20 protein-coding genes are annotated in these 22,090 nt (G+C 68.9%); 6 read left to right on the forward strand and 14 right to left on the reverse strand.

Going from position 1 to position 22,090, the window contains the following annotated elements; genetic code table 11:
* Positions 1 to 12 precede the first annotated feature (12 nt).
* From ACZZZB_RS00470 to ACZZZB_RS00485, 4 genes are all read right to left on the reverse strand, one after another.
* A complete protein-coding gene (locus tag ACZZZB_RS00470) occupies positions 13 to 1,701 on the reverse strand; it encodes a glycoside hydrolase family 13 protein (RefSeq protein WP_463528717.1) in 1,689 nt (562 codons plus the stop codon).
* 65 nt (positions 1,702 to 1,766) lie between these two features.
* On the reverse strand, positions 1,767 to 2,660 hold the full coding sequence (locus ACZZZB_RS00475; protein ID WP_463528718.1) for a carbohydrate ABC transporter permease: 894 nt from the start codon (positions 2,658 to 2,660) through the stop codon (positions 1,767 to 1,769).
* On the reverse strand, positions 2,660 to 3,571 hold the full coding sequence (locus ACZZZB_RS00480; protein WP_079002413.1) for a carbohydrate ABC transporter permease: 912 nt from the start codon (positions 3,569 to 3,571) through the stop codon (positions 2,660 to 2,662). Before ACZZZB_RS00480 ends, ACZZZB_RS00475 begins: the two co-directional genes overlap by 1 nt.
* Positions 3,568 to 4,866 (reverse strand): ABC transporter substrate-binding protein, encoded by a 1,299-nt coding sequence (locus tag ACZZZB_RS00485; protein ID WP_463528719.1) that lies wholly within the window; start codon positions 4,864 to 4,866, stop codon positions 3,568 to 3,570. Before ACZZZB_RS00485 ends, ACZZZB_RS00480 begins: the two co-directional genes overlap by 4 nt.
* Before the next feature lie 226 nt (positions 4,867 to 5,092).
* On the opposite strand from ACZZZB_RS00485, the gene ACZZZB_RS00490 reads away from it, so the two are divergent.
* From ACZZZB_RS00490 to ACZZZB_RS00500, 3 genes are all read left to right on the forward strand, one after another.
* Entirely contained in the window at positions 5,093 to 6,298 is a 1,206-nt protein-coding gene (locus tag ACZZZB_RS00490; RefSeq protein WP_463528720.1) for an ROK family protein, read from the forward strand.
* A 26-nt stretch (positions 6,299 to 6,324) separates the two neighbouring features.
* Positions 6,325 to 7,221: an esterase/lipase family protein gene (locus ACZZZB_RS00495; protein WP_463528721.1), complete on the forward strand. Its 897-nt coding sequence runs from the start codon at positions 6,325 to 6,327 to the stop codon at positions 7,219 to 7,221.
* Between the two features lie 93 nt (positions 7,222 to 7,314).
* On the forward strand, positions 7,315 to 7,797 hold the full coding sequence (locus ACZZZB_RS00500; RefSeq protein ID WP_463528722.1) for a DUF4396 domain-containing protein: 483 nt from the start codon (positions 7,315 to 7,317) through the stop codon (positions 7,795 to 7,797).
* A gap of 78 nt (positions 7,798 to 7,875) precedes the next feature.
* Here the strand turns inward: ACZZZB_RS00500 and ACZZZB_RS00505 are convergent, their stop codons facing one another.
* The 5 genes from ACZZZB_RS00505 to ACZZZB_RS00525 form a co-directional block, all read right to left on the reverse strand.
* Positions 7,876 to 8,541, reverse strand: coding sequence for an HAD family hydrolase (locus ACZZZB_RS00505; protein WP_202938131.1), 666 nt, complete (start codon positions 8,539 to 8,541; stop codon positions 7,876 to 7,878).
* An 82-nt stretch (positions 8,542 to 8,623) separates the two neighbouring features.
* Positions 8,624 to 9,856: an allantoate amidohydrolase gene (locus tag ACZZZB_RS00510; protein ID WP_463528723.1), complete on the reverse strand. Its 1,233-nt coding sequence runs from the start codon at positions 9,854 to 9,856 to the stop codon at positions 8,624 to 8,626.
* Positions 9,853 to 11,007 carry an FAD-dependent oxidoreductase gene (locus ACZZZB_RS00515; RefSeq protein WP_463528724.1) on the reverse strand — a complete coding sequence of 385 codons (1,155 nt, stop codon included), beginning with the start codon at positions 11,005 to 11,007 and terminating at the stop codon, positions 9,853 to 9,855. Before ACZZZB_RS00515 ends, ACZZZB_RS00510 begins: the two co-directional genes overlap by 4 nt.
* Positions 11,004 to 12,263, reverse strand: coding sequence for an ammonium transporter (locus tag ACZZZB_RS00520; RefSeq protein WP_463528725.1), 1,260 nt, complete (start codon positions 12,261 to 12,263; stop codon positions 11,004 to 11,006). The genes ACZZZB_RS00515 and ACZZZB_RS00520 overlap by 4 nt, the downstream gene beginning before the upstream one ends.
* Positions 12,264 to 12,356: 93 nt before the next feature.
* Positions 12,357 to 13,511, reverse strand: a complete 1,155-nt coding sequence (locus ACZZZB_RS00525) for a tyramine oxidase subunit B (RefSeq protein ID WP_463528726.1) — start codon at positions 13,509 to 13,511, stop codon at positions 12,357 to 12,359.
* Positions 13,512 to 13,660: 149 nt separating this feature from the next.
* Here ACZZZB_RS00525 and ACZZZB_RS00530 point away from each other — a divergent pair, with 149 nt between their 5' ends.
* Positions 13,661 to 14,566, forward strand: a complete 906-nt coding sequence (locus tag ACZZZB_RS00530; RefSeq protein WP_463528727.1) for a LysR family transcriptional regulator — start codon at positions 13,661 to 13,663, stop codon at positions 14,564 to 14,566.
* 104 nt (positions 14,567 to 14,670) lie between these two features.
* The gene (locus ACZZZB_RS00535; RefSeq protein WP_463528728.1) at positions 14,671 to 15,615 is read left to right on the forward strand and encodes a GNAT family N-acetyltransferase; all 945 of its coding nucleotides are present in this window, start codon (positions 14,671 to 14,673) and stop codon (positions 15,613 to 15,615) included.
* Positions 15,616 to 15,681: 66 nt separating this feature from the next.
* On the opposite strand, the gene ACZZZB_RS00540 is transcribed toward ACZZZB_RS00535, so the two are convergent.
* Both ACZZZB_RS00540 and ACZZZB_RS00545 read right to left on the reverse strand, forming a co-directional pair.
* The gene (locus tag ACZZZB_RS00540; protein WP_194644535.1) at positions 15,682 to 16,380 is read right to left on the reverse strand and encodes a hypothetical protein; all 699 of its coding nucleotides are present in this window, start codon (positions 16,378 to 16,380) and stop codon (positions 15,682 to 15,684) included.
* A 113-nt stretch (positions 16,381 to 16,493) separates the two neighbouring features.
* The gene (locus ACZZZB_RS00545; RefSeq protein ID WP_463528729.1) at positions 16,494 to 17,036 is read right to left on the reverse strand and encodes a TetR/AcrR family transcriptional regulator; all 543 of its coding nucleotides are present in this window, start codon (positions 17,034 to 17,036) and stop codon (positions 16,494 to 16,496) included.
* 86 nt (positions 17,037 to 17,122) lie between these two features.
* Between ACZZZB_RS00545 and ACZZZB_RS00550 the strand changes: the two genes are divergently transcribed.
* A complete protein-coding gene (locus ACZZZB_RS00550; RefSeq protein WP_463528730.1) occupies positions 17,123 to 18,058 on the forward strand; it encodes an SDR family NAD(P)-dependent oxidoreductase in 936 nt (311 codons plus the stop codon).
* A 182-nt stretch (positions 18,059 to 18,240) separates the two neighbouring features.
* Here ACZZZB_RS00550 and ACZZZB_RS00555 read toward each other — a convergent pair whose 3' ends face one another.
* The 3 genes from ACZZZB_RS00555 to ACZZZB_RS00565 are packed head-to-tail and all read right to left on the reverse strand — an operon-like array spanning position 18,241 to position 22,081.
* Positions 18,241 to 19,788: a GMC family oxidoreductase gene (locus tag ACZZZB_RS00555; RefSeq protein WP_463528731.1), complete on the reverse strand. Its 1,548-nt coding sequence runs from the start codon at positions 19,786 to 19,788 to the stop codon at positions 18,241 to 18,243.
* Positions 19,785 to 21,185 (reverse strand): alpha/beta fold hydrolase, encoded by a 1,401-nt coding sequence (locus tag ACZZZB_RS00560; RefSeq protein ID WP_463528732.1) that lies wholly within the window; start codon positions 21,183 to 21,185, stop codon positions 19,785 to 19,787. Before ACZZZB_RS00560 ends, ACZZZB_RS00555 begins: the two co-directional genes overlap by 4 nt.
* Positions 21,182 to 22,081 carry an SDR family oxidoreductase gene (locus tag ACZZZB_RS00565; protein WP_463528733.1) on the reverse strand — a complete coding sequence of 300 codons (900 nt, stop codon included), beginning with the start codon at positions 22,079 to 22,081 and terminating at the stop codon, positions 21,182 to 21,184. The genes ACZZZB_RS00560 and ACZZZB_RS00565 overlap by 4 nt, the downstream gene beginning before the upstream one ends.
* Between the last annotated feature and the right edge of the window lie 9 nt (positions 22,082 to 22,090).

Consider the following 22,090-nt stretch of genomic DNA (forward strand, 5'->3'; position numbering starts at 1 on the left):
CCACGGCCACCATCACCCCAGCAAGCCGACCGGCGCGATCCAGACCGTGGACTCCCCCGGAACCGCGCCGGCTTGAAGGGCGCCCAGGACGACGGCATCGTGCTCCGCCTCGAGCGGGAACGGCTCAGTGCCGAAGTTGGTCAGGACCTGCCAACCGTTCGGCCGCACGAATCGGATGACGTCCGTCCGCCCCGTCTCGACCCACTCGAGGTGCTCCGCCGTCTGGAGCAGCCTCCGCAGTCGGAGCGCCTCGCGGTAGAGCGAGAGCGTCGAGGTCGGATCCGAAGCCTCCACGTCGACCGCGTACTCGGCGAACCAGGCCGGTTGCGGCAGGTGCGCGACCGCACCTCCGAAGCCGAAGGCCGGTTGGTCCGCAGACCACGGCAGCGGCACGCGGCAGCCGTCGCGACCCAGCCCGTCGTACTCGCCGCCCCGGAAGAACGCGGGGTCCTGGCGCTGCTCCGCCGTGATCGCGGCGACCTCCTGCAGGCCGAGCTCCTCGCCCTGGTAGAGGTAGGTGCTTCCGGGAAGCCCGAGGAGCAGGAGCGTCGCTGCTCTGGCGCGTCTGAGCCCCTGGTCGCGATCGATGTCGGCCTCGGGACCACCCGCCGCGACCCACTCGGTGCCCTGCTTCACCGGTCGCCCGGCCAGAGGTGGGAGTCCGTACCGCGTGGCGTGACGGGTCACATCGTGGTTGGACAGCACCCACGTCGTCGACGACCCCGTCTCCGCCGCCTGCGCCAGGTTGTCGGTGATGACCGTGCGGAACTCGGCGGCGTCGAAGTCCGCCTCGAGCAGGTCGAAGTTGAAGGCCTGGCCGAGCCCCTCCGCCGATGCGTACTTGGCCCGACGCTCCGGCGAACTCACCCACGCTTCGGCGACCGCGGTGCGCGGCGGGTCGTACTCCTCGAACACCCGCCGCCACTCCGCGTAGACCTCGTGCACGTCGTCGCGGTCGAGCAGCGGGTGGGTGCCGTCCTGCGGCATCTGCTCCAGCTCAGCGCGACTCGGCAGCGGCTCGGTGAGGTCCTTCGTGAGCATGTGCGCGACGTCGATCCGGAAGCCGTCCACGCCCCGATCCGACCAGAACCGCAACGTCTTCAGGAAGTCGGCGCGGACCTCGGGGTGGTCCCAGTTGAGGTCCGGCTGTTCGGTGGCGAAGTTGTGGAAGTACCACTGGCCGTCCTCGACCCGCTCCCAGGCGGGGCCGCCGAAGACCGACTCCCAGTCGGTGGGCGGTTCCTCCCCCGATGCGCCCTTCCCCTCGCGGAAGACGTACCGGTCGCGAGCCGCCGACCCGCGGCCTGCGGCGAGCGCCTCCTGGAACCACTCGTGCAGATCCGAGGTGTGGTTCGGCACGATGTCGACGATGACCCGGATTCCGCGCTCGTGCAGTGCGGCGATCAGTTCATCGAAGTCCTCCAGCGTGCCGAGCCGCGGGTCGACGTCGCGGTAGTTGGCGACGTCGTACCCGCCGTCGGCCAGCGCTGAGGGATAGAACGGACTGAGCCAGATCGCGTCGATCCCGAGGTCCGCGAGGTAGCCGACCCGGGAACGGATGCCCGGCAGGTCGCCGAGACCGTCCCCGTCCGCGTCGGCGAAGCTCCGCGGGTAGATCTGGTACACGGCGGCCTGACGCCACCAGGTGGCGTCGGCGGACTCAGTGTCGGTGTCGGTGTCGACGAGTAGTGCGTCGGTCATGACGGCGTGGTCCTCGATTTCTCTGATGGTGGGTGGATCCGGTGTCGGTCCGTCGGTCGGACGGGTCACCCCTTGACGGCACCCTGGGTGACGCCCGACATCACCCAACGCTGCGCGAACAGGTAGGCGATGATCGCGGGGGCCATCGCCATCAGGTACGAGGCGAAGGCGACGTTGTAGTTGCTGCTGAACTGGGTCTGGAAGAGGTTCTGCCGCACCGGGAGGGTCTGGAGTCCCGCATCCGAGATGATGAGCGACGGCATCATGAAGTCGTTCCAGGCGTAGAGGAACGCGAAGATGCCGACGGTGGCACTCATGGGAGCCAGGAGCGGGAAGATCAGCTTCCAGAACGTCTGCCAGGTGCTCGCACCGTCGATGCGCGCACTCTCCTCGAGTTCGATCGGGATCGATCGCAGGAACGCCGTGAACAGCAGCACGCTGAAACTCAGCTGGAACATCGTGGCGAGGATGATCACCCCGAACGGGTTGTCGAGTCCGACGCGACCGGTCAGCTGGATCTGTGGGAGGGCGACGACCGGGAACGGGATGAACATCGCGGCGAGCAGGTAGAAGAACGAGAAGCGGAACAGTCGGCGATCCCAGTTGCGCACGATGGCGTACGCGGCGAAGGAGGCCAGGATGATCGTCGCGACCACGGTCCCTGCGGTGACGAGCAGCGACATCGCGAAGCCGACCGGGAATTTCGTCAGCGTCCACGCCTGGACGAAGCCGTCGATGCTGAACGGCGCCGGGAGCGAGAAGGCGTTGCCGTCGACCGACTGGGTGTCGGTCTTGAACGCCATCGAGATCGTCACGTAGAGCGGCAGCAGGACGGTCACGGCGCAGAGCAGCAGGATGATCGTCGTCGACCAGCTCACCCGCTCTCCCCTGGTCCGCTGCTTCGGGGACGCGTTCGCCGTGGTGATGGACTGGGTGCTGAGCACGGTTGGCGTGGCCATCAGAGTGCGTTCCTTCCGCGCGTCGCCGAGAGTTGCACGAGGGCGATGATGATCGTGATGATGAAGAACAGGGTGGCCGTGGCCATCTGGTAGGCATAGTCACCCGTCTGGAACCCGCGGATGATCGTCATCGAGATGCTCCGCGTGGAGGTGCCCGGGCCACCGTTGGTCAGGCCGACGATGATGTCGTAGGCGTTCAGGTAGTTCTTGAAGCCGAGGATCACGTTGATCACGACGTATCCCATCACCAGCGGCAGGGTGATCCGCAGCAGCTGCTGGCGCTTGTTCGCGCCGTCGAGCGACGCCGCCTCGTAGACGTCGCCGGGGACTGCGAGGAGACCCGCGATGTAGATGAGCAGCGTGCCGGGGATCGACTGCCAGGCCGTCACGATCACGATGCCGAGCCAGGCGAGGTCCGGGTTGGAGAGGATGCTCGTCTCGAGGAACGGGATCCCGAGCGCCGAGCCGGCGGCCGGTACCGAGTTCATGAAGAGGAACTGGAACACGTAGGCGATGATGATGCCCGAGATGACCATTGGGATGACGAAGATCCCGCGAAGTCCCATCTTGAAGCGGATCTTCGCGGTCAGGCCGACCGCGAGTAGGAACGCGATGACGTTCACCGCGATGACCGTCACGAGCGAGAACCCGAAGGTGAAGAGGAAGCTCGTGAGGATGGCCGGATCGCTGAACGCGGCGATGTAGTTCGTGAAGCCGATGAACTCCCAGTCGCCGATCCCGATGGAGTCGGTGAAGCTGAAGAAGATGCCGACGACGCCGGGGAGCGTGATCGCGAGCGTGAACAGGATGACGGCTGGGAACAGGAAGAAGTAGTAGATCGGCTCGACCCGTTTGGTGCTGCGTCGGACCTTCGGGTTGCCCCCGGTCACGATCGATGTGGTGGCGCTCATTCGGAACCCTCCTTGCTCGTGACGGGCGGCTGTCGGAACGCGAGTCGTGCCCAGTCCGCGTCCATGGTGCGGAGCATCGACGCCGCGTCGGTGCCGAGGACCAGTGACTGCGCGTAGTTCTCGGTCGGGATGGCGCGGGGGTTGAGCACGCCCGGCCCCTGGTAGAACGCGCCGGCGTCGTAGTACGGGATCATGCCCGCGACGCGCGGGTCGTCGGGAGCCTTGCCGTCGTCCGTCGGGACGAACCCGAGCTGCGATTCGTTGTAGGCCTGGATGACCTCCGGCTGGAAGAGGTACTCGAGGAAGTCGCGGGCACCCTCGGGGTTCTTCGCCTCCTCGGGGATGATGGTGACGAGGTCGAGGTTGACGCGAACCTTGAGGTCCTTCGGGTCTTCGGTCATCGGCAGCGGGAAGGTCCCGAGGTCGAGATCCGGTGCGGTCAGTGCGATCTGGCTGAACGCCCACGGGCCCTGCAGGTACATGGCGCCCTTGCCCTCGGCGAAGGCGACATTGCCGGCGTCGTAGGTGCGACTCGGCGCATCAGCCTGCGTGTACTCCTTGGCGAGCAGCTGCATCTTCTCGATGGGCTCCAGGAAGTCCTTCTCGAACGAGACCGGAGCATCCGGTCCCACCTCGGTGCCTTCCTCCGCGAGCCGGTCGTAGAAGTCCGGGATGTCGACGGCGCCACCGACCGAGTAGTCGAACCAGCCCTGGTTGGCGGTCCAGGCATCGGCGAACGTCGCGTAGAACGGCGCCACGCCGGCCGCCTTCAGCGTGTCGGAGACGGCGATGAGTTCACTCCACGTCGTCGGTACCTCGAGGCCGTACTCGGCGAAGATCGTCTTGTTGTAGATGACGGAAGCGGCCATCACCGAGTAGGGCAGCGCACTCGTGCGTCCCTCGCAGACGCCGTACTGGTCGAGCAACGGCTGGAGGTCGTCGCGGATGGACGCCGCCGCTGTCGTGTCGGACAGGTCGGAGAGCGCGCACCGTTCGACGAAACGCGACACCTCGTGGTTGTAGTTCGAGAGCATGAGGTCCGGCGGGTTGCCACGGACGAAGCTCGCCGCGAGCGGATCGGGCCCCGAGGTGTCCATGACGACCTCGTACTGCTGCTGCGAGGCGTTGTAGTCCGCGACGGCCTGGTTCATGAAGGTGAACGCCTCACGCTTGCTGAACGTGAAGTGGATGGTCTCCCGGCCATCACTCGAGCAACCGACGAGGACGCTGGCCAGGAGCGCCACACCCGCCACTCCGGCTGTGGCGCGTATCGCGCGTTTCAGTGGGTTCGACATCGTTGTCCTTCCGCGGAACCCTCGATGGATCCGCTGACTAAATACAGAGAGTAAATCAACTGATGACGGAAACTCTGCCATCCGTTCGGCGTCTGGTCAAGCACCGGTTCCATCACGACATCCACGGGCCGGACGCCGTGATCGTTCACGGTTCTGCGCACGGTGCAGCGCCTCCCCGGCTCGGCATCCGCGCGCGGTCTGCGGATCGTGGATATCGTTGTCGGTCATGGAAGCGACGACGACGGAGCGGGCAGCGGAGCCGCGCTCCTCCAGCATCACCGCCGTCCTCGATCACGCCTGGGCGACGTCCGCGTTCACCGCGGCCGACGTCATCACCGCCACCGGGTTGTCACGATCGACGGCGATCACGCTCTCCGACGAACTCATCGGACTGGGTTGGCTGACGGAGCTCGATGACGCACGTCAGGCTGGTGCCGCCTATCGGAAAGGTCGCCCCGCCCGACGCTACGAGTTGCGCATCGACGCCGGGATCGTCGTCGGTGTCGACGCCGGAGCCCACTCCATCACCGCCATCGCCGCAGACCTGCGCGGTCGGGAACTCGCGAGATCGCACCACACCGTCGATCCGGCGGCCACCGCTGAGGCACGGGTCGAAGCCGTCGACGCGGCGATCGACGAGGCCGTGCAGCAGTGCGGACCGAGGCCGCCGCTCTGCATCGTGCTCGGCGTCCCGGCCCCCATCGACGCACTCGGACGGTCACCCGAGGGCAACGTCTTCTGGGACCGCATGAACCCTCGGCTCGGTGAGCGCATCCGCGACCACGGCTGCGCGGTCGTCACCGACAACGACGCCAACCTCGCCGCCGTCGCCGAGGGAGCGATCGGCGCCGGCGTCGGCGTCGACTCCTACATCACGGTCGTCACCGGTGAGCGGCTCGGCGCCGGATACGTCGTCGACGGTCGTCTCGTCCGCGGTCGCGGCCGGGCGGGCGAGCTGCACCTCCTCGACCTCGTCGACGGCGTCGGTTCGTCGCGAGGCATCGCCGCACTCCTGCGCGACTGGGGTCGCGAGTACCGCGAGAGCGGCGGGCTCCCGGAGAGCAGCCCGCTCAGTCACATACCGGTCGCGCAGGTGGATGCGCAGTCGGTCCTCGCTGCAGCGGACCATGGCGACACGGTCGCGCTCGACCTGGTGCGCCGGATGGGTGATCGCATCGCGCGGATGAGCGCCATCCTAGGCGGGTTGCTCGACGTCGAGCGCATCGTGTTCGCCGGCGGGATAGCTCCGTCGATGTCGCAGCTGCTCGAGGTCGCGTCGGAGCGCATCCCCGGCTACATGAGCGCGGAACCTCCCGTGCTCGTCGCGTCGGAACTCGGTGCCGACATGGTGGCGCAGGGTGCGGTCGCGACCGCGATCGACGACGTGCGTCGCAACGCACTGCGGATCGACCTCGCCCGACCAGTACGCTGACGTCGTAGCCAGCCGGAAGGAGCACCATGGCCGATGCGATCGTCCTCGTGTCAGGGGGTGCGGCCGTGACCCCGTTCACGGGTCCGGACCATGCCGCCGGCTCCGGCCTCGCCGCCGGGAACACCCTCACCGCGCTGCGTGCGCACCTGCTGGGGCGGGATATCCCGGTCTTCACCGCACCCGCACGCATCGGTGCTGGGGAGGTGCACGAGGACACGGGTTGGCAGGGGTTCGCCGACGTCTCGATCGTGCTGCCCGCCGAGGTGACCGTCAACGCCGTCGGTGGGATCGACGCCGGCGGAGCCAGCCTGGCCGCCTTCCTGCGGTGGCTGTCCGACGAACACGGTTTCGCGAGCGTCGACCTCGTCGCCCACTCCATGGGCGGTCTCTTCTCTCGTGCCGCAATCCGAGAACTGCGCGGCTCCGGGCTGTCGATCGGCCGGCTCGTCACCCTCGGCACGCCGTGGGAGGGATCGCTCCTCGGCGATGTACTCACCGGCGAGGTCTCGGTCCACGACGCCCACGGTGACGAGGGGACCACGACGATCCTCAAGGGGTCGAGCGGCTATGCCGCCGAGAACTCACAGGGCGCTGCCGACGAGGTCTCACGCCGGTTCCTGCACGAGTGGAACACGACACAGGCCGGGTTCCTCGACGACCTCGCCGTCACCGCCATCGGGGCGGGCCACTTCCACACGGCGGTCGAGCCGCGACAGCTGTGGCCGCACGACGGTCTGGTGGCACTGCGAAGTGCCCGAGCCGATGACGTCCCGGTCGACGTGCTCCCCCTCGTGGTCCGCCACTCCTCCGAGGAGGACGTCCACAGCATCTTCTTCGCCGACGCCTTCGACCTCCCGTGGGAGCGCGCGCTCACCTGGGATCCCGAGGTCTTCTCCGTGATCGACGAGGCGCTCACATCCTGAGTCGGCGTCGATGTCCGTGCAAGCGGACCAGCGCTTTGGAATATACCCCGGAGGGGTATCGTTCGGCTTGCTGAACGAACCGAAGGAGTGCTCATGAGCGACCACACCCACCACAGTCACGGCCAAGCATCCGACAACGCGACCTCCTGGCGGATGGCCGCCACCGCCACCCTCCACTGCCTCACCGGTTGTGCCATCGGCGAGGTGCTGGGCATGGTGATCGGCACCGGTCTCGGACTGCACAATCTCGGGACCGTGGTGCTCTCGATCGCACTGGCCTTCGTCTTCGGCTACGCGCTCACGATGCGCGGCGTGCTCCGCGCGGGCCTGTCCTGGCGCGCCGCCATCGGTGTCGCGCTGGCCGCGGACACCGTGTCGATCGCGGTCATGGAGATCATCGACAACACCGCGATGCTCGCCATCCCCGGAGCGATGGACGCCGGCCTCACCAGCGGCCTCTTCTGGGGCTCCCTGGTCGCCGCTCTCGCCCTGGCCTTCATGGTCACCACACCGGTCAACCGTTGGTTGATCAGCCGCGGCAAGGGGCACGCCGTCGTCCACGGACTCCACCACTGAGGCCATGATGGGCCTCCGACCTCGCGGTCTGCGACTGTCGTTCGGACGGCGCGTTGTCGTCGGCGGGGCCCGCCTGCTTCATCGTCGGCGGAGGTCTCGCAGTGCCTCCGGCGACGGGGTGAGACTGCCGACGATCTCGCCGAGGCTGCTGATGACCGGGTGACGTCGATGCGAAGGCGCGTCCTGGTGACCACCGTCGAATCGCAGGAACCGCACCTGGAGCGCTTCGGCGATCTCCTCGTCGTGATTGGTGTCGCCGACCATCAACACCCGCCGGGGATCATGGCCCGAGTCCTCCAACCACGCGGTCACGACATGCTCCTTCGACGCCGCATAGACATCGGTGATGCCGTGGACGTGTGCGAAATGGCCGTGCAGCGAGTGGGGAGCCAGCTGACGCTCGAGGGTGACCTCTGGGGTCGCCGAGATGAGGACCTGCTCGACGCCGAGCGCGTCGATCGCCGCAAGGGTGGCGCGGGCCTGCGGTTGGAGCGACGCCGCTCCCACGCCGGCGGCGAACAGCGCGAGATATTCGTCGGCCGCCTCCAGGAAGTCGGCTGCATCGACACCGAGCCGGGCGTAGAAAGCCCGGATGGGGAAGCCGAACACGGCCCGATACGCCTCCTGGTCGGATATCTCGGCAAGACCCCGCTGCCGGAGGACGGTGTTCATCGCGGCAAGCGCCACCTCGACATCGTCGAGGAGCGTGCCGTTCCAGTCCCAGCACACCGCGTCGATGGTCATGGATACGTTCTCGTGCACGAGGTCGAGTCTCACACGATCGGCCGACAGCGGTCGGATCCGACGAGGCCGGTGGCTCCCCCGCTCAGGTGGGCCCGACGCCGACCGCCAGTCCCTGCAGGACGTCTGCGAGTGCCACGGCACCGGCCTCAGCATCGGCGTCCTCGGCGTACTCCTCCGGCGAATGGGAGACGCCGGTCGGGTTGCGGACGAAGAGCATCGCGGTCGGCACGTGCGACGCGAGCACTCCGGCGTCGTGCCCCGCTCCGGTACCGAGCACAGGCGCCTCCGGCAGCATCCGTTCGAGGCGCCCGCGGAGGAACGGGTCGAAGTCGGTCGTGGCGCTGAACGACTCCTCGGTGATCGCGGCCTCGCATCCCTCCTCCGCTGCGACGAGCGACAAGCGTTCGGTGATCCCCGCCACGATCGCGGCGGTCACGACGTCGTCAGGATGACGGACGTCGATCCAGAAGTCCACGCTCGACGCGATCACGTTCGTGCCTCCCGGCAACGGGAGCACCCGACCGACGGTCGCCCGAGCGTCCGGCGTGGCCCGCCCGATCGTGCGGATCTCGGTGATCATCCGCGCAGCCGCGACGAGCGGGTCCCGTCGATCCTGCATGAGCGTCGTCCCCGCATGGTTCCCCTCACCGCGGATCGACACCCGCCACCGTCCATGCCCGAGGATGCTCGAGCCGATGGCGACCGGGCGATCGAGGTCGACCAGCGCCCGCCCCTGCTCGACGTGGAGCTCGACGAACGCGTCGATCGCTCCGAGCCCGGCCGGATCTGGACCAACACCCCGCGGATCGACACCATTGCGTGCGAGGACCTCGGCGAACGTGTCCCCCTCCACGTCGCGCAGGGCCAGCGCCCGATCCGGACTGATCGCACCGGTGAGGAGCCGCGAGCCGAGGCATGCGACGCCGAAGCGCGAGCCCTCCTCCTCCGGGAAGACCGCGACGACGATCGGCTTGGTCGGCTCGACGCCTCGCGAGCGCAGGTGGTCGATCGCGATCAGCGCCGATGCGACCCCGAGTGGTCCGTCGTAGGCGCCACCGCCCGGTACCGAGTCGAGATGGCTCCCGGTGACCACCGCACCCGTCGTCGAACGTGACGGCACATGCCACCAGGCGCGGATGACCCCGTTGCCGTCGATGTCCACGTCGAGGCCGCGGCGCTCGGCCTGACCGACGAACCACTCCCGCAGCTCGAGTTCGGCGGTGGAGTAGACGGGCCTCGAGTACCCTCCCCGACGGTGGTCCCGACCGATCCCCGCGATCTCGTCCAGGAGCGAGACCACGGTGTCGCGGGTCACCGGAAGGCTGCCAGGCTCGGACGGAACATCGCCGGCACATCGTCTCGCCCCTCGATCAGCGCGAGGGCGTAGTCGCCGATGAGCGGCGCGAACTTGGCACCGTGGCCGGAGCAGGGCGCCAGGACCGTGATCCCGTCGACCCGGTCGATGACGAAGTCCTCCGTCGGGGTGTTCGTGAACAGGCAGGTCGTCTCGGCGTACGGTTCCGGGACGAGGCTCGGGAGGAACTCGCGGACGTAGGCGACGACCCGTCGGCGGTTCGCGTCGTCGACGACGCCGTCATGATCGGCGGCCGAGGGGATGCGCCTGCCACCGTTGTACTCGGCGACCTTCTGACCACGCCAGTCGGCGTCGCGCCCTCCGGGGAGCCCGTAGACCTGCATCCGCTCGGACTTGTGGATGAAGGTGGGCCACACTGAACCGGATCGCGCCGGGTCTTCCGCAGCGACGCCGAGTCGGTCCCGATACGGGAAGTGGTATGCCTGCTCCTGTCGGACCTCGAGGGCCGGGAACGCGTCGAGGAACCCGCCCGGCAGCGCGAGGTCGCCGAGGAGGTCCGGAAGCCAGCCGCCGGCTGCGACGACCACCTGCTCCGCATCGAACGCACTGCCCCGAGATCCGAGCACCCGGTACCCGGTGGCAGTCCGCTCGACCCGCTCGACCGGCTGATCGTTCAGGACTGTGGCCCCGGCGCGGACGGCGGATTCGAGCATCGCCGTCACCGCCTGCTCCGCGTCGATCACGCCGGCTCCCGGATGCCACAGGGTGGGCGTGTCGAAGCCGATGTCCCAACGGGCTCTGGCTTCGTCTCGGGAGAGCAGCTCGTGATCGATGCCGTGCTCGGCCAGCACCGACGCGAGGTGCTCCGGGCGACGGGTCGCACCGAAATCGAGCGCACCCGTCTGCGTGATCAGTGGACGCCCATGCTCCAGGCCGAGCTCGTCCCACCCAGACGCCGCCGCGAGGACGAGACGGGTGTAGGACGCCTCCGGGTAGGCATAGCGGAAGATCCGGGCCGATCCGTGGGACGATCCCCACTCGTTGGCCGGGCGACTCCGCTCGAGGACGGTGACGTCGTGCCCGGCCTGGGCCAGGCGCCAGGCCGCCGCAGCACCGGCGAGCCCGGCTCCGATGACGATGACGCTCGTCATGCGCGTGCTTCCTGGTCTTCGTCCTCATAGGCGCGCTCGGCGTGGGCGTGCTCGTCGATGCCGGCGACCTCGTGCTCCTCGGGGATCCGCAGACCGATGGTGATCTGGATCACCTTCGCGATCACCCAGGTGACGATGAACGAGTAGGCGAGGACCGCGACGGTCGCGATCGTCTGCACGCCGAGGAGTTCGAATCCGCCGCCGTAGAGCAGACCGGAGCGTCCGTTCGGAGCCGCATCCGTCGCGAACACCCCGATGAGGAGCGTCCCGATGATGCCTCCGACGAGGTGGACCCCGACGACGTCGAGGGAGTCGTCGAACCCGAGCCGGAACTTCCACTCGATGGCGAGGCAGCAGACGACGCCCGCGATGGCCCCGATGATGATCGCACCGATGGGCGAGACGGCGCCGCAGGCGGGGGTGATCGCCACGAGGGCGGCGATGATCCCCGATGCGCTGCCGAGGCTCGTGACCGCCCCGTGGCGGAGCCGGTCGACGATGGACCAGCCGATGAGCCCGGCACAGGCGGCGACGGTGGTGTTGAGGAACACGATGCTCGCCGCATTGCCGGCTGCCAGCGCCGAGCCGGCGTTGAAGCCGTACCAACCGATCCAGAGCAGCCCGGCGCCGACGAGGACGAGCGGGCGGTTGTGGGGACGGAGCTTGCCGCCCCAGTCCTTGCTCTTCCCGAGCACGAGGGCCAGTGCGAGCGCCGCGACGCCGGCGTTCATGTGCACGGCCGTCCCGCCCGCGAAGTCGACGGCACCGAGGGTGTTCGCGATCCATCCACCGGTCGCCGTGTCGTTCGAGAAGGCGAACACCCAGTGCGCGACCGGGAAGTACACGAGCGTCGCCCAGAGCCCGGCGAACAACAACCACGCGCCGTACTTCATGCGACCGGCGGCGGCACCGGCGACGAGCGCCGTCGTCACTCCGGCGAACAGCAGTTGGAACGCCGCGAAGAGCGCGAGGGGGATGCCGGCATCGGGGTCGTCGACGAGTGCCTGGTCGAGCCCTGCGAACTCAAACGGGTTCCCGATGAGTCCGAGCCCGGCGACGGAGTCACCGAAGACGAGCGAGTACCCGAAGGCCACCCAGAGCAACGCGACGAGGCTGGCCCCGCCGAAGCACATGATCATCATGTTGAGGATGCGGCGGGACGAGACCATCCCGCCGTAGAACAGCGCCAGGGCCGGGATCATGAGGGCGACAAGAGCCGAGCTCGTCAGGATCCAGGCGACGTTTCCAGCGTCCACAAATCACTCCATCGTTCGAGGTGCACAGCGGCCGGACGGCCACGGCGTCGGGTTCGGGTGGAACAGGTGTCGGTGCTCGGTGCCGGTCGGCGGTCAGGCCAGGTCTGGGGTTTCCCAGAGGTTGAGCTTCGTGCCGATCCCCTGCTCGACGGCGTTCTCGTAGATCGTCTTCGCCCACGCGACGTCCTCGACGCCCATCCCTCCGACGCTGAAGAGCACCGGCTGCTCGGGGAACTCGCGCCCGACGGCGTTCCCGTCGAAGACGTCTCCGATGTTGACCACGCGGGACTCGTCGAGCTCGCCGGTCCCGATGAGGTCCTGCCAGTAGAGGCCGATCATGCCGAACGCGGTCTCGTGCGACGGCGCCGGGTACTCCTCGGCCCACGCTTCGTAGATCTTCTTCGCGTCCGCGATGAGGCGCGCCTTGCCGGAGAGGGTGTACTCCTTGTCCATGCGCAGGTTCGCGGGCAGGCTCAGGAAGGCGCCCGGCTTGATCCAGTCGCCGTCGATGAACGGGTAGTTCTCCGAGCCGACCAGGCCGGTGACGGCTTCGGAGACGATGTCGGAGTCACGCACGGCGGCCTCGACCGTCTCGGCGATCTCGATCGTCGTGAACTGCGGGTAGTGCTCGCGGACGTAGTCGGCGAACGCCTCGGACGTCGACCGTCGGCGCCCGTGGATGCGGATGGTGTCGAGCGAGGGACGGGCGGTGGTCATGGCGTGCAGGGCGCTCTTGTTCATGGCGCCGGGCCCGATGATGCCGAGCGACTTCGCGTCCACCGGTGCCAGGAGCTTCGCGGCGGCTCCCGGCACGGCAGCAGTGCGGTAGGCGCTCTCGAGGTTGCCGGACATGATCGCGTAGGGCGCGCCGGTGTCCTTGTCGTTGAGCACGATGAGGTGGATGGAGCGCGGGAGGCCCCGCTCGCGGTTGTCGACGTTCGACCCGTACCACTTGACGCCGGCGGTGTCGAAGCGTCCGCCGAGGTAGGCGGGCATCGCCATGAACCGACGGTCGGCGGCGTCCAGCGGCATGCCGGGGAACGGTGAGGTGGCAGGGAACCCGATCGGTGCTCCGTGCGAGTTGGCGGTCGGGCCGGCCATCCGGTAGTCACCCTTCGCGACGAGCACCAACACCCCCTCCATGACCTCCATGCAGTGGGCCATGTCCTTCATGCCGGCGGCGATGACCTCCGGTTCGCTCAGGTAGAGCATGTCGATCCGGGTGTTCGGGGAAGCGTCTGCGGTCACGGGTGGTCCTCCAGGTCGGGGTGTGTGGTCCTCAGCGAACACGGTCGCGATCCCCCTGGTCAAATACCGATTCGAACCTCGATTGAGAGCGTTCCGCTCGCAATCTGGACGAAACAGCGCGGTAATACGAGGGTCGTATCGTCGATGGGATGGAGCTCCGCCAGCTGCGCTACTTCCTCGCCGTCGCCGAGGAGCTCCACTTCGGGCGCGCCGCTCGACGGCTGCACATGTCGCAGCCACCGCTGAGCGTCCAGGTCGCACGGCTCGAGCAGGAGGTCGGCACCGCGCTGTTCGACCGTTCGACGAGGCGGGTGGCGCTGACCCCCGCTGGACGACATCTCCAGGCGCGGGCGAGACACATCGTCGAGGAGCTCGACACGGTCCGGGGTGAGATGCGCGACTTCGTCGACGGTCTCGCCGGGGAGCTCACCGCGGGGTTCGTGAGTTCGGCCAACTACACGGTCCTCCCCGGTGTCGTGCAGCTGTTCCGGGCGAGCCGCCCCGGGGTGACGCTGCGCCTGGTGCCGTTGACCTCAGGAGAACAGTTCGACCGGCTCCGCGACGGCACGCTCGACGTCGGGATCGTCCGTGACGAGGTCCCGCAGACGCCATCCGACAGCTCTCCAGCGCTCACCACCGAGGTCGTCTTCGAGGAGCGTCTCGTGGCGTGCCTCCCGGTGGGTCATGCGCTGGCGGGCCGACCCGAGGTCACCGCGGAGGAGCTCATGGACGTCCCGATGATCTCCTACCCGCGGGCGCTCATGCCAGGATTCGTGGACCGCGTCGCGGAGGTCCTCGGCACGTCGAGTCGGACGCAGGTGGTCGAGGAGGTCGTCCATCAGGAGACCGCACTCGGGTTCGTCGCGGCCGGCGTGGGCATGACGATCCTGCCCGAGTCGGTGCGGCAGCTGGTGCCGCCGTCGATCGTCGTCGTGCCGCTCGCCGGGTCGCCGACGACACGCCTGCTGGCCGCTCGTCAGGAACGGGCGGACGACAGCCCGGTCCACGACGCGTTCATCGCGTGTCTCCGTGATGCGGCCGCGCAGCTCGGGTGAACGCCCACTCGAACACCGCGCGTCCGCTTCCCGTCTCGGCGGCGTAGCCCAGGTGTTTCTGCCCGGCCTGGACAAACGAGTCGCGTCTGTCCAAGCTGGGACCGATGACCGACACCCGCGACGACTTCACCATCCGCCGAGCCACCCTGGACGACGTCCCCCTCCTGCAGGCGTGGAGCTGCGACGAACCCGTCGCCTGGATCGACCCGGAGCGGCTGACCGCCGAACTCGCGAGTCGGAACTATCGGCCGGAATGGTCGTGGATCGCCGAGCAGGACGGTCGCCCGATGGCACGAGCACTCTGGTGGGGCCAGGCGGACGCGAACCGGCCCGCCACGCTCGACTGCCTCACCACCACGGTCGAAGTCGCGGAGCCCGAACGTGTCGGCGCTGCGCTCATCCGCGCTGGACTGGACGCCTTCGGCGCAGGTCCCGCACTGGAGTTCAACGTCGACGTCTCCCCTGCGTGGGCAGATGACGCTGCGAGTGTGGAGGCGGTGCGGTGGCGCCATGAGGCTGCACGCGCGGGTGGGTTCTCGCGCACGACCGAGCGGGTCAGCTTCGCGAGGTCCAGCTCCGATCCGGTGCCGGCACGATCGCAGCGCCTCCGTTTCGTCGCCGCCCCGGACGACGCGTTCCACGAGCTGTTCGCCCTGGTCGCGACCGGCACCCTCGATGCGCACACGCAGGACATGGTCGCGCGCGAAGGACTCCAGGCCCTCGCGGACGACGACCTGGCGTTCTACCGATCACTCCCCGGCGAACGGGACGCCTGGCGGGTCGCTGAGCTCCTCGACGGGACGATGGTCGGGTTCATCATTCCGACCAGGACGGCGTACGACGCGAGCATCAGCTATCTGGGCGTGTTGCCCGAGCACCGCGGACACGGTTACGTGCACGACCTCCTGGCGGAGATGGTCCACGTGCACCACGGGTCGGGGCAGGACCGGATCGTCGGCACCACGGACGCCGCGAACACCCCGATGCGCGGCGCCTTCGATCGAGCCGGTTTCTCGGTCACGCGCGTTCGGATCGTTCACGAGCAGTAGGTTCGCCCCGGGCTCGGTTCCGACCGAGTCAGCTGAGCACCGCGACACGGTCGACCGTCGCGCTCGTCAGACCCGCGACGACCGCAGTACGCGGACGACCCCGGCGCAGACCGCGAGCCAGATGATCGCTTGCAGGACCGCAGCGACGACGAGTGGCAGCACGAACGACCCGCCTTCGGCGGAGGACAGCCAGACCATCGAGACGACGGTTGCGGCGATCCCTGCGCCCGAGACCGCCAGGAAGAGGGTGCGCGTCGCCGCCGCCTCCCGCCGGTCCACGGACTGCGCAGTCGCCGTCTGTGGCTCCGGCGGGCCGCCGGTTCCCGGAGTGACGCCGGACCACACGGAGATGGCGTGGATGATGCGGTTCTCGGAGACCTGCAGCCCGAGCAGGATGACGACGCTCGTCAACGCGACCGCGAACCCGATGAGGACGACGAAGCCGAAGAGCGCCCCGCTCTCCCCCACCCAGAACGGACCGAGGACGGTCACGGTCGCGACGGAGAGGGTGGCGGCCGCGACGAGTGCTACGGACGAGACGAGCCCGAGCGCCAGGCGGGCCGGGCGACGGTACTCCAGGAGCAGGACCTCCAGCGCAACGTCGCCGACCTCAGGCTGTCGCTGTCCACGCTCGGTGGCACTGATCCACGCTCTCGCCTCAGGTCGGAGCAGGAAGGCGTTCCAGGCTGCCGCAGTGGATGACGCGGCCGGCGGCCTCGATGGTGCTCGCCGCAGGGCCGGCTGGCGGGTTCGCTCGGGGTGCATGTGCCGACCTTACGCCGACCGCGTGCCGGGGGAAGGCGACAGGGCCACCCAGAACCGTCCGCACGGCGCGGCCGAGTTCGCCGAAGTCGGGTCCATCGGGGCTGAGCCGGTGATCACGGTCGAGGCTTCAGCCCGTCGAGCATCACCTGCAGGAGGAGGGGCAGGTCCTCGGGAGTACCGAGCCGCACCGCGTGCTCGATTCCGCACACGAGGTGCGACAGACGGTCGACCGTGAGATCGGCGCGGACGGCACCCGCGGCGCGGGCCGCCTCGAGGACGGTCGTGAAGGATTCGAAGATCTCGCGCTTGACGTTCCGCACGGAGTCGGCCTCGTCCTCCGGCGAGAGGAGGACAGCCTGCAGACCGCCGTCCTCGAGCTGCAGCCTGAGTGCCGAACCAAGGTAAAGCGCCAGCCCATCGCTCGGATCCGGCTCGGCTGCGGCACGCCGAGAGGTCTCGAGCATCGCGTCGAGCGCGTCGGCTGACAGCGCCTCGATGAGTGCGTGGACCGTCGGGAAGTGCCGGTAGACGGTTCCGACCCCGACCCCGGCCTCACGGGCGACGTCGTTGAGTCGAAGCGTCGCGCGGTCGTGGGTCCGGGCGACATCGAGGATGTTCGCCCGGCTACGTGCTGCGTCGGAACGGAGAGTGGCCATAGGACCACTCTACGCCAAACGGATGGCCTATCCGCTTGTGCTATGGTCCAAACGGATAGATCATCCGCTTAAGAAGTGAGGAAAATATGACCTGGGACCCCGCCCGCTTGCCAGACCAGACCGGACGAACCATCGTCGTGACCGGTTCCACCGCCGGAATCGGGTACTTCGCCGCAGAGCAGCTCGCTGCCGCTGGCGCGGAAGTCGTGCTCGCCTCCCGATCGCATGACAAGCTGCGGCGGGCCGCCACCTCCATTCGAAGCCGAGTCCCGCAGGCCCGGGTCCGCCACGTGGCACTCGAGCTCGGCTCGCTCACCGCCGTCGACGAGGCAGCTGCCGAACTCGCCCTGCTTCCCCGTCTCGACGCCGTCCTGCTCAACGGCGGTGCGATGAGCATGAACCGACGCGAGCTGACTGCGGATGGATTGCCCCTCCTGCTCGGCACCCATCTGGCCGCCAATGCCCGACTGCTGGCCAGGGTGCTCCCGACATTGGTCGCCACGGCCGTGGATCATGGCACGGTGGCTCGAGTCGTCCACACCTCGACCGGGTTCGTCCAACTGCTGCGTGTCGGCGTTGACGACCTCCGCCAGGTGCCCGCGATCGGGGTCGTGGCCTACACCAAGGCCAAGACCGCGACGGAGGTGTTCGCCTTCGAGCTCGACCGCAGGCTCCGAGCGGCCGGACTGCCCGCCGCATCGGTCGTTACCCGGCCCGGTGTCGGCGTCGACGCGAAGACTCCGGAGCGACCTGGCGTCCGCGACGACACGACTCCATATCAGCGGAATCCCTACACGCCTTGGGCACAAGGGAAGGACACCGCCGCTTGGTCCGCGGTCAGGGCGCTCACGGATCCCGAAGTCCGGGGCGGCGAGTACTTCTCGCCGGTCGGCCGACTTCGGGGCGCTCCCGTCGCCATCGTTCCGCCGGCCAGGACTGCCACGCCGGCGGGCGACGCGGCGTCGTCTCTCTGGCGGCAGGTCGAGGAGCTCGCTGGCGTACCCATCGACGTCGGAGCCTGACGCGAGGCGAGCCCGGTGCCCGCCTCGTCGAGCCGGCACGTTCGGAGAGATGAGCCCGACCTGATGCGGTGCGTGTCATCTCACTGCGCATCGATGAAGGTGCGAAGCGCCTCGGCCCACTGCTCGTGCGCGTCAACGCGCCACAGCACGGTCCGGCTCCTCGCCGAGCCGTGCTGTGGCGGCTACCGTGCCGCGAGCATCCGGTCGGCCGTGCGTAGCGACAACGCCATCTGCGCGAGGCCCGGGTTCGCGGAGAGCGCGCTCGGGAACGTGGAGTTGTCGCAGATCCACAGGTTGTCGATGTCGTGCGATCGACCCTCTCCGTCGACCACGCCGTCACTCGGATCGTCGCTCATCCGGCACGTACCGAGCGTGTGTGCCGTGCGCGCCAGCACCCTGGTGCTCCGCGCACCGGCCGCCGTGAGGATGTCCGTCATCGTGCGGATGGCGTGGCGGTCGATGGCCCGCTCGTTGTCGCCGGGCGAGAACGAGATGGTCGCACGCGGCAGACCCCACTCGTCCTCCTCCGACGAGAGTTCGAGCCGATTGCCGTCGGCGGGCAGACACTCGGCGTTCATCCCGATGCCGGCGTTGTACCGTGACGCGTCGAGCTCGTCGACGAGCTCAGTGCCCCAGAGACCGCCGCCGCGCACGAGGATGGTCGCATAGTTGAACGGCATGACGCCGAGGCTCTGGAGCAGATACCCTCCGGCGAAGTCAGCACCGTCAGGGCGGACGAAGTCCTCGGTGATGAGCGCCGACGGGTAGCCGCGGTAGCCGCGGATCTGCTCGTCGAACCGCCCCCAAACCTGCACCGCGCCATGGGCGAGGAAGTTCCGTCCGACCTGACCGCTGGCGTTCGCGAGGTCGTTGTGCAGCAGGAGCCGAGGAGTTTCCACCCCGCCGCCGGCCAACACGAGCACCTCGCAGCGCTGCCGCTTGTCGACGCCGTCCTGGCGATAGACGACGCCCGTCACCCGACCGCGGGCATCCCGCTCGATGGTGTGCACGACGGCGTCCGGCCTGATCTCCGCTCCCGCCGCGACCGCAGCCGGCAGGTAGGTGATGGCGGTCGTCGCCTTCGCACCGTGGCGCTCGCCCTGGTGGATCGAGCCGACGTTCGTCGTGGCGCGTCGCAGGCCGTGGTGCGGCTGATCGCGGTCGCGCGTGATGATCGCGGCGGGTGCGTCGGTCGCACGGATACCGAGCGACTCAGCGCCTTTCGCCATGAGGTCCGCCGGGGCGTTGCGCTTCGGCGGGGCATACAGGTAGGTGCGCGACGGGTCCCACGGATACGGCGTCGGCCCGGAGACACCGATGGTCGCCTCGACCTCCTCGACGTAGCGGGTGAACTCCGCATGGTCGACGGGCCAGTCGCGCCCGAGACCGGTCTCGCTGCGCAGACGCAGGTCCCGGGCGTCCGGCCGGGGCGTGAACGCGCCCCAGTGGACGGTGCCACCGCCGACGCCGAACCCGCTGTTGTTCGGGCCGAACGCCGTCGGAGCGTCCCCGCCGCTGAACCGGCTGGACATCCAGTTGATCGTCGTCGCGTCGACCTCGTCCGGCGTGGACTCCGCGGGGTCGTGATTCGGCCCTGCCTCGAGAGCGACGACGCGCAGCCCCGCCTCAGCGAGTCGCGCGAGCAGTGGTGCGCCACCCGCACCGGTCCCGACCACCACGACGTCGACGCTGTCGTCGAGGTCGTAGGTCTTCATCGCGTCCAGGTTCACGCTGTGTCCTCCTGCTGCTGTGCGGGTGTGGGGGCGGGTGCGGCGCCGAGGTCGGAGGGCTCCCAGTCATCCCGGGTGTCGGCACCGAGCTCGCGGTAACCGGCGAAGTCGACGTCCTCAGCGCCGGTCGCGAACCCGTCGTACCCGACCCTGGCCAACGACGCGGGGTGGATGAGCCACTCCCGCGTGACGTCCACGCGCAGGTCCTCGAACCAGCGCCGGAGATCGTCTCCGTCGATCGTGCCCCCTGGAACGCCCTGGCCGTCGATCACGGCGCGGATCAACGCCTCCTGACCGTCGGTCGAATCCGGCCAGGCGACTCGGAGGTCGTCCAGCCCAGCGCGGTACGCCTCGTCGTCCGTGAGCCCTCCGACCGGCCGCCATCCGTCGCCGCCGCCGGCTGCGAGGTCGGCGTCGACCCGCGCGGCGACGTCGATCCGCCCACCCGCCGGCTGCGGAACCAAGCGATCGGCGACGGCGCGGAGCAGGTCCAGCTGTTTCATGCTCAGCGCGCGGGGCCGATACCGGGGGTCGTCCGGCAGGGCGCGTCGTGCCAGCGCACTCCGTACCCGCGACGTGGTCCGCGGGGACGCGATGACGAGCCCCCATTCCGCGGGGACGATCGCACTGTGTGCGACGATCTCGTCCCACAGCTCGGTGATCGCGCGCGCCACCTCGACCGGACGCTCGAAGGAGAGCAGATGTCCGGCTCCGGCGAACGGCACGAATCGAGCGCGGGGATAGACGTCCGAGAGCAGCTCCGGTTGCACCGCGGCTCCGAGTGCCTCGTCCTGATCTCCGGCGAGCACGGTGCACGGGAGGTCGAGCGTGCCGACGGAGGACGCGATGTCCTCCACGCTGCCCTGCTCCAGCCAGCGGCGCCACGCGACAGGCGACATGGCCTGCACGGACGCCACGGCGGCGGCCTGCAGCTCGGCCGGCAGGGGCGCACCCACGTTGTCATTCACGAACGTCTGCGCGTCCGCCTCGGCGATGGGCCCGTCCTCGACCCAGGTGAGCATCTGGTGGCGCTTGGCGTCCGGCATCGGCTCGGACGTGGGCGGTGACGGTGCCAGGAGCACGACGCCGAGGAGCCCGAACACGGGGACGTCACCGTCGCGGACCCGGGCGGCGATCCCGGCGGCGACCTTGCCGCCCATGCTGTGGGCGCACAGCATCCAGGGTCCGCCGTCGGCCTGCTCCGCGATCACGGCGAGGGCAGCGTCGACCTGCGACTCGACCGAGCCGTCCGGCGCGTCGGCCGTGTCGCCCTGGCCGGGCAGCTCGACGGCGATCACCCGGAACCGAGCGTCGAGTTCACGGGCCATCGGTGCGACAGCGGCGGCGTCGAGGCCCAGCCCGGGGAGGAAGAAGACCGTGCACACATCCGCGGTCACGGGGTGACCATGCCGCCGTTGACGTTCAACGTGGCCCCGGAGACGTAACCGGACTCCGCCGAGGCGAGGTAGACGTACGCCGGCGCGAGCTCAGCCGGCTGCCCGGCACGCTGATACGTGTTCTCGTCGTCGAAGTGCTCCATCTGCTCGTCGGAGACACCGTCGGAGACCTGCAACGCGGTCCACACCGGGCCGGGAGCGACCACGTTCACGCGGATCCCGCGCGAAGCGAGCTGCAACGCGAGCCCCTTCGAGAGGTTGTTGATCGCGGCCTTCGTCGCCGCGTAGTCGAGCCGGTCGGGTGACGGCTTGTACGCCTCGAGCGACGCCGTGTTCACGATGCTCGCGCCCTCGCCCAGGTGCGCGAGCGCCGCCTTGGTGATCCAGAAGTTCGCGAACACGTTCGTCCGGAAGGTCTCCTCGAACTGCTCATCGCTGAGATCTTCCACCCGGTCGACCGCGATCTGCTTGCCCGCGTTGTTGACGAGGACGTCCAGGCCTCCGAGGAAGTCCGCGGCCTCCGCGACGAGCCGGCGGCACTGGTCGGCGTGCGAGATGTCGGCGACGATCGCCTTACCTCGGCGCCCTGCCTCGGCGATGAGCGACAGCACGTGCTCGGCGTCCTCCTCCTCACCAGGCAGGTGGGCGATGACGACGTCCGCGCCTTCGCGGGCGAACGCGATCGCTGTTGCCGCACCGATACCGGAGTCGCCTCCTGTGATGAGCGCCTTCCGACCGGTCAGGCGTCCGCTGCCCCGGTAGCTCGCTTCACCGAGGTCGGGAACTGGGGTCATCCTGGCCTGCACGCCGGGCTCCGGCTGGTGCTGCAGCGGGGGCTCGACCCGGTCGTACTGGGTCACGGGGTTGGTCAGGTCGTACTGGTCGCGCGGAGACATGACGACCAC

It is taken from the genome of Plantibacter sp. AC185 (genome assembly GCF_979258065.1).